4 protein-coding genes and 1 CRISPR repeat array are annotated in these 5,074 nt (G+C 63.9%); all 4 genes read left to right on the forward strand.

Going from position 1 to position 5,074, the window contains the following annotated elements:
• The first annotated feature begins 199 nt into the window (after nt 1-199).
• Nucleotides 200-1,304: direct repeats of the CRISPR family, unit length 36 nt; unit sequence GTTGCAAGAGATGCTTCCCCGAAAGGGGATTGCGAC.
• 124 nt (nt 1,305-1,428) lie between these two features.
• The 4 genes from F604_RS0111320 to cas1 all read left to right on the forward strand — a co-directional run bounded on the left by F604_RS0111320 (nt 1,429) and on the right by cas1 (nt 4,958).
• Nucleotides 1,429-1,728, forward strand: a complete 300-nt coding sequence (locus F604_RS0111320; RefSeq protein ID WP_126203962.1) for a hypothetical protein — start codon at nt 1,429-1,431, stop codon at nt 1,726-1,728.
• A gap of 304 nt (nt 1,729-2,032) precedes the next feature.
• Nucleotides 2,033-2,770 carry a CRISPR-associated endoribonuclease Cas6 gene (gene cas6 / locus F604_RS0111325; RefSeq protein WP_019551738.1) on the forward strand — a complete coding sequence of 246 codons (738 nt, stop codon included), beginning with the start codon at nt 2,033-2,035 and terminating at the stop codon, nt 2,768-2,770.
• Nucleotides 2,771-2,808: 38 nt separating this feature from the next.
• Nucleotides 2,809-4,014, forward strand: a complete 1,206-nt coding sequence (locus F604_RS0111330) for a TIGR02710 family CRISPR-associated CARF protein (RefSeq protein WP_019551739.1) — start codon at nt 2,809-2,811, stop codon at nt 4,012-4,014.
• A complete protein-coding gene (gene cas1 / locus F604_RS0111335) occupies nt 4,014-4,958 on the forward strand; it encodes a CRISPR-associated endonuclease Cas1 (protein ID WP_026329145.1) in 945 nt (314 codons plus the stop codon). Before F604_RS0111330 ends, cas1 begins: the two co-directional genes overlap by 1 nt.
• Nucleotides 4,959-5,074 lie beyond the last annotated feature (116 nt).

Consider the following 5,074-nt stretch of genomic DNA (forward strand, 5'->3'; position numbering starts at 1 on the left):
ATCTTGAAAGCCGATTTTCCTCTTGCGCAAGGGCAATATGCGTTTTCACCTGCTTATCGACCGCTCCTGCAGTGGCTTTGCAACGAGCTAAACCCTGCAAAACCCCCTTTATTCGCCATGTGTATATTCCAGCCTTCATGATTCTCACAAACCCCCCCTCCAGGAGCACCGTCCAGGACAGTGTTCTAAGGGGGGTACCGTTGCAAGAGATGCTTCCCCGAAAGGGGATTGCGACTTGGTAATCGGATTCATGAACCCAAATTCCTTCCGAATCAGTTGCAAGAGATGCTTCCCCGAAAGGGGATTGCGACAGCGGGAGCCGTTCCCCATAGGGGCGGGCGTACAGCCACCGTTGCAAGAGATGCTTCCCCGAAAGGGGATTGCGACACCCAGACTAGAACGCCGCTAACGCTTCCAGGGGGATGTCTTGTTGCAAGAGATGCTTCCCCGAAAGGGGATTGCGACAAGAAGGAGAGGACCACCAGAGCCAGCATCCCCTTGTCCCGTTGCAAGAGATGCTTCCCCGAAAGGGGATTGCGACAACCCGTACCGGCTTGAGAGCTTAATCCTACGGAGCAAGTTGCAAGAGATGCTTCCCCGAAAGGGGATTGCGACCCCGTTCGCTGCCACTGTTTACTGCACAGTGGGCAAGTACGAGTTGCAAGAGATGCTTCCCCGAAAGGGGATTGCGACATGCTTTTGGACGGTACACGCTATCCACCGTCAAGATGGGTTGTTGCAAGAGATGCTTCCCCGAAAGGGGATTGCGACTCCTGGGGGTCCGGGAGGCCCTGGATGGCCCCGTACAGGGGTTGCAAGAGATGCTTCCCCGAAAGGGGATTGCGACCCTCGTAAGTTTCAGTCCTGAACGTGGTAATTTCCACGTCCAGTTGCAAGAGATGCTTCCCCGAAAGGGGATTGCGACGGGGTTTAAAGGCCAACTCGTTGATGTTGCTGGGAACATGTTGCAAGAGATGCTTCCCCGAAAGGGGATTGCGACCCCGGTGGCGTTTGGGTCGCTCAGTACGCCCCTCACGGTGTTGCAAGAGATGCTTCCCCGAAAGGGGATTGCGACACCCTGAAGTGAGGACCGGCAACGGCGTGTGGATCATTCAGGTTGCAAGAGATGCTTCCCCGAAAGGGGATTGCGACACGAGGGCCGTGATTAGCGCCAATGCGTACCCGATAATGTTGCAAGAGATGCTTCCCCGAAAGGGGATTGCGACTAAATCACGGGAGAGATCATGAATCGAGGTGTGTAGGGATCAGTTGCAAGAGATGCTTCCCCGAAAGGGGATTGCGACCCCGGGTTTGGCAATATGGACGGGTCCTGGCAAACAGTATGGAAAAATTTCCTCGAGGGTGCCTGCCGTGGCTCGGGCGATGAAGTGGATCGGTGTGGTCATCCGGACGACCCAGGGGGGATCCGTGGATTACGTCCCGTTCCCCGCCCTGGGGGAGGCCAGGGGATGGGCCAGAAAGGAAAAGATGGGTGAGGCCGTCCCTTTTCCCCAGCCCAGGTGGCTTTTCCCTTACCCGGGGGAAGAGTGGTGGGTGGGCTACCAGGAGGGAGGGGAGGTGAAGGTGGTGGCCGTTTTTCCCAAAAGGCTTAGGGCCCTTCCTGATGTGCCCATCCTGTTCCGCTATGCGGAGTACCTGAAGGAGCTCATGGGCCCGGACGCCTCCTCCGACGAACCACGCGCGCGAACTAGGGAGGCTCCTCCCTAGCCCTCGAGGCCAGTACCCTTCTTAGCTACACATCGCGCTACTCCTCGGCGTGAAGCCCAGGTTGTGATAGAACGTAATCACCCGGCGGCGAGCCGGCCCGGCTACTTCGGACCTTATAAGTCCGGCCAAGGCCCAATGGGGTTTCTGCGGATTCCCCCTGCGGCCTACACAACCGGGCCGCAAACATCCCCGGGGTTTTTGTTTTCTGACCCCGGGCGCCTACAGCGTTCCATCAGTCTTCGGCCTCGAGGCCCCTGCGGCAGCCGGACTAGGCAAGCAGGCGCGAACCGGGTAAAACGTGGGCATGGTGCTGGCCTCCTTGGTCCTGGTTTTGGAAGGAGAGGCTCCCCCGGAGCCCGCGGGGCTCAGGGGATTCTTCTACGGCCTCCTGAGGGAACTCGCCCCCGAGGTGCACGACCAGGGGGAAAACCCCTTCAGCCTGGGGTTTGGGGGAGGGGAGAGGGGGGGGTACTGGGCCCGGATTGGGCTACTGCGGGAGGAGTTCTATGGAAGGCTTTCCCCCAGGATCTTTGCCCTCGAGGGCCAGACCATCCGCCTGGGCAAGCCCTTCCGGGTAAGGGCGGTGCTCCAGGAGGGGCATCCCTGGGCGGGCCTCACCACCTACCCCCGCCTCTTCCAGGCCCCCGAGGGGCCCGACCTGCCCCTGCGCTTCTATAGCCCCACCTTCTTCCGGCGCAAGGGCGTCCACTACCCCATGCCGGAGCCCCGTTTGGTGCTGGAAAGCCTCCTGAGGCGCCTCGAGGTCCTGGCCTCCCTGCCCGCCCCCGAGGGGGTGCGGGAGGCCCTCCTGGAGAGGACGGGGGTGCGCTGGTTCGAGGGGAAGACCGTGCGGGCAGAGGCGGACGTGGAGGCGGTAGGCTTCGTGGGCCGGGTGGTCTACCACCTCCCCAGGGCCACGGAGGAGGAGCTGGCCTGGCTCTGGGCCCTGGGCCGATTTGCGTTTTACGCGGGGGTGGGAGCCAAAACCTCCCTGGGCCTTGGACGGGTAAAGGTCTTTTCGCCCAGGAAGGAGGAGGGGTAAGGTTTCCCTCACCCCAGGGCCGGCCGGATAATGGGTGCATGAAGGTCCTCATCCTTAGCGTGGGCACCACCCGGGCTCCCCTGGAGGAGGCCCTGGCCCACCATGCCCCCGAGGGGGTGATCTTCCTGGCCAGCCAGCAGACCCATCCCGTGGCCGCCGAGCTCATCCGGGACTACGGGGGCTCCTTCCGCCACCACACCCTCCTGATGGAGGATGCGGAGAGCCTCCTCGAGGCCTACCAGGTAGCCGTGAAGGCCTTGCGGAAGGCCCTGGACTGGGAGGCGAGCGCCATTGTGGCCGACCTCACCGGGGGCACGAAGCCCATGGCGGCGGGCCTGGTCCTGGCCCTCACGGGCCGGGGTGTGGTCTTCAGCTACGTGGGCGGGGAGCGGCGGGACTCGGAAACGGGCCGGGTCCTGCCCGGGGCCGAGAGGCTCCGCCTCCTCGAGGACCCCACCGCCCGCCTGGGGCTTCGGGAATGGGCGGGCTTCGTGCGGGCCTGGAATGGGCTCAACCTGGGCATGGCCCTGGAGGAGCTGGACGCCCTTTTGCAAAAACCCCTATCCCCCTCGGAGGAAAGGTTCTACCGGGCCCTGCGGGGGGTGGTGAAGGCCCTCATGGAATGGGACCGGTTCCGGCACCGGGAGGCCCTGGATCTCCTCAAGGAGCATCTCCCCGTGGCCCTGGCGGTGGCCGAGGCCTGGGGACATGGGGCCAAGGTGCGGGTCCTTAAGGGTCTGGAGGAGGGGATGGGGGCCCTCGAGGCCATTGTGGAGGCAGGCAACAGGCCCACCTTCCCCCTTCTCCAGGACCTCCTGGCCAACGCCGAAAGGAGGGCGGCCCTGGGTCGGTACGACGACGCCCTGGGCCGGCTCTACCGGGCCCTGGAGCTGGCCGCGGAGGCGGACATCCACGAGCGGCTGGGCTTCCTCCTGAAGGACCCCAAAACCTGGCCGGAAGGGTTCCCCGAAACCCTCCGGGACCGGATCCTGCGGCCAAGAGGGCTCATGGAGCTCCTCGAGGCAGCCTTCGAGCTGGACCTGGCCTTCGGGCAACACGGCACCCTGGCCCAGAGGCTTTACGGGGAGAAAAACCGCCTCCAGGCCCTCCTAGCCCGCCGGCACGAGAGCATCCTGGCCCACGGCACCCGCCCGGTAGGAGAGGAGGACTACCGGCGCCTTCTGGACTTCCTCCGGGGCCTGGACCCCCGCCTTACGCCCCTTTCCCCCTGGCCCAGGTTCTGATGGTGCTGCACCTGCTCACCCAGGGCGCTACCTTGCGCCTCCGCCAGGGCCGGTTGCTCCTGGAGATGGAGGGAGCCCTCCTAAACTCCTACCCTGCCCGCCAGGTGCGACAGGTGGCGGCTTGGGGAAACGTGCGCCTTTCCACCCCGGCCCTCACCTTTCTCCTCAGACAGGGGATTCCCGTGCTCTTCCTGTCCACTGAGGGCTTCCTTTACGGGGTGGCCGCCTCCTTCCCCGATCCGCACCCCGAGCACCTCCGGGCCCAGTTCGCCCAGGACCCCCTGCCCCTGGCCCGGGCCTTCGTGCTGGGCAAGCTCCGTACCGCCAGGGCAATGCTGGAGCGCCTCGGCCTGCCCGGTTTGGAAGCGGTGGAGGAAGCCCTGGCCCAGGCGCAAACGGCTTCCCATCTGGATGCCCTCCGGGGTGCGGAAGGCTTTGGCAGCCGGGCCTACTTCGGCGGCCTGAGCCAGCTCCTCAGACCATGGGGCTTCCAGGGGCGGAGCCGAAGGCCCCCCAAGGACCTGGTTAACGCCGCCCTCTCCTATGGCTACGCCCTGCTCCTGGGCCGGGCCCTCCTGGCCGTTCGGCTAGCGGGGCTACACCCGGAAGTGGGCTTCCTCCACGCAGAGGGACGCCGCAACCCCGCCTTGGCCCTGGATCTGATGGAGGAGTTTCGTATCCCGGTGGTGGACCAGGTGGTCATAACCGCCCTCCGGCGGGGCCAGCTTAAACCTGAACATGGCGAACCACGGAACGGGGGAGTGTACCTAACCGAGGAGGGAAAGCGGGCACTTATCCCCCTTCTTGAGGAGCGCTTCCACCAGGAAGCCACCCACCCCCTGCGCTTCCGAAAGACCTACGCCGAGCTCCTGGACACCCAGGCGGCAAGGCTCAAGGCGGCCATAGTCAAGAGGGAACCCTACACGCCCTATTACCTAAAGTGACCTATTCACCTTTGGAAGCCCACTTGACACGCCGCAAAGGAATGGTATCGATTGGGTAAGTATTGGTCCGGTTCATCGCAAACGGTATAAAGCCAGGATCCGTTTGACCGAGTACA

Source organism: Thermus scotoductus DSM 8553 (assembly GCF_000381045.1).
GTDB classification, from domain to species: domain Bacteria; phylum Deinococcota; class Deinococci; order Deinococcales; family Thermaceae; genus Thermus; species Thermus scotoductus.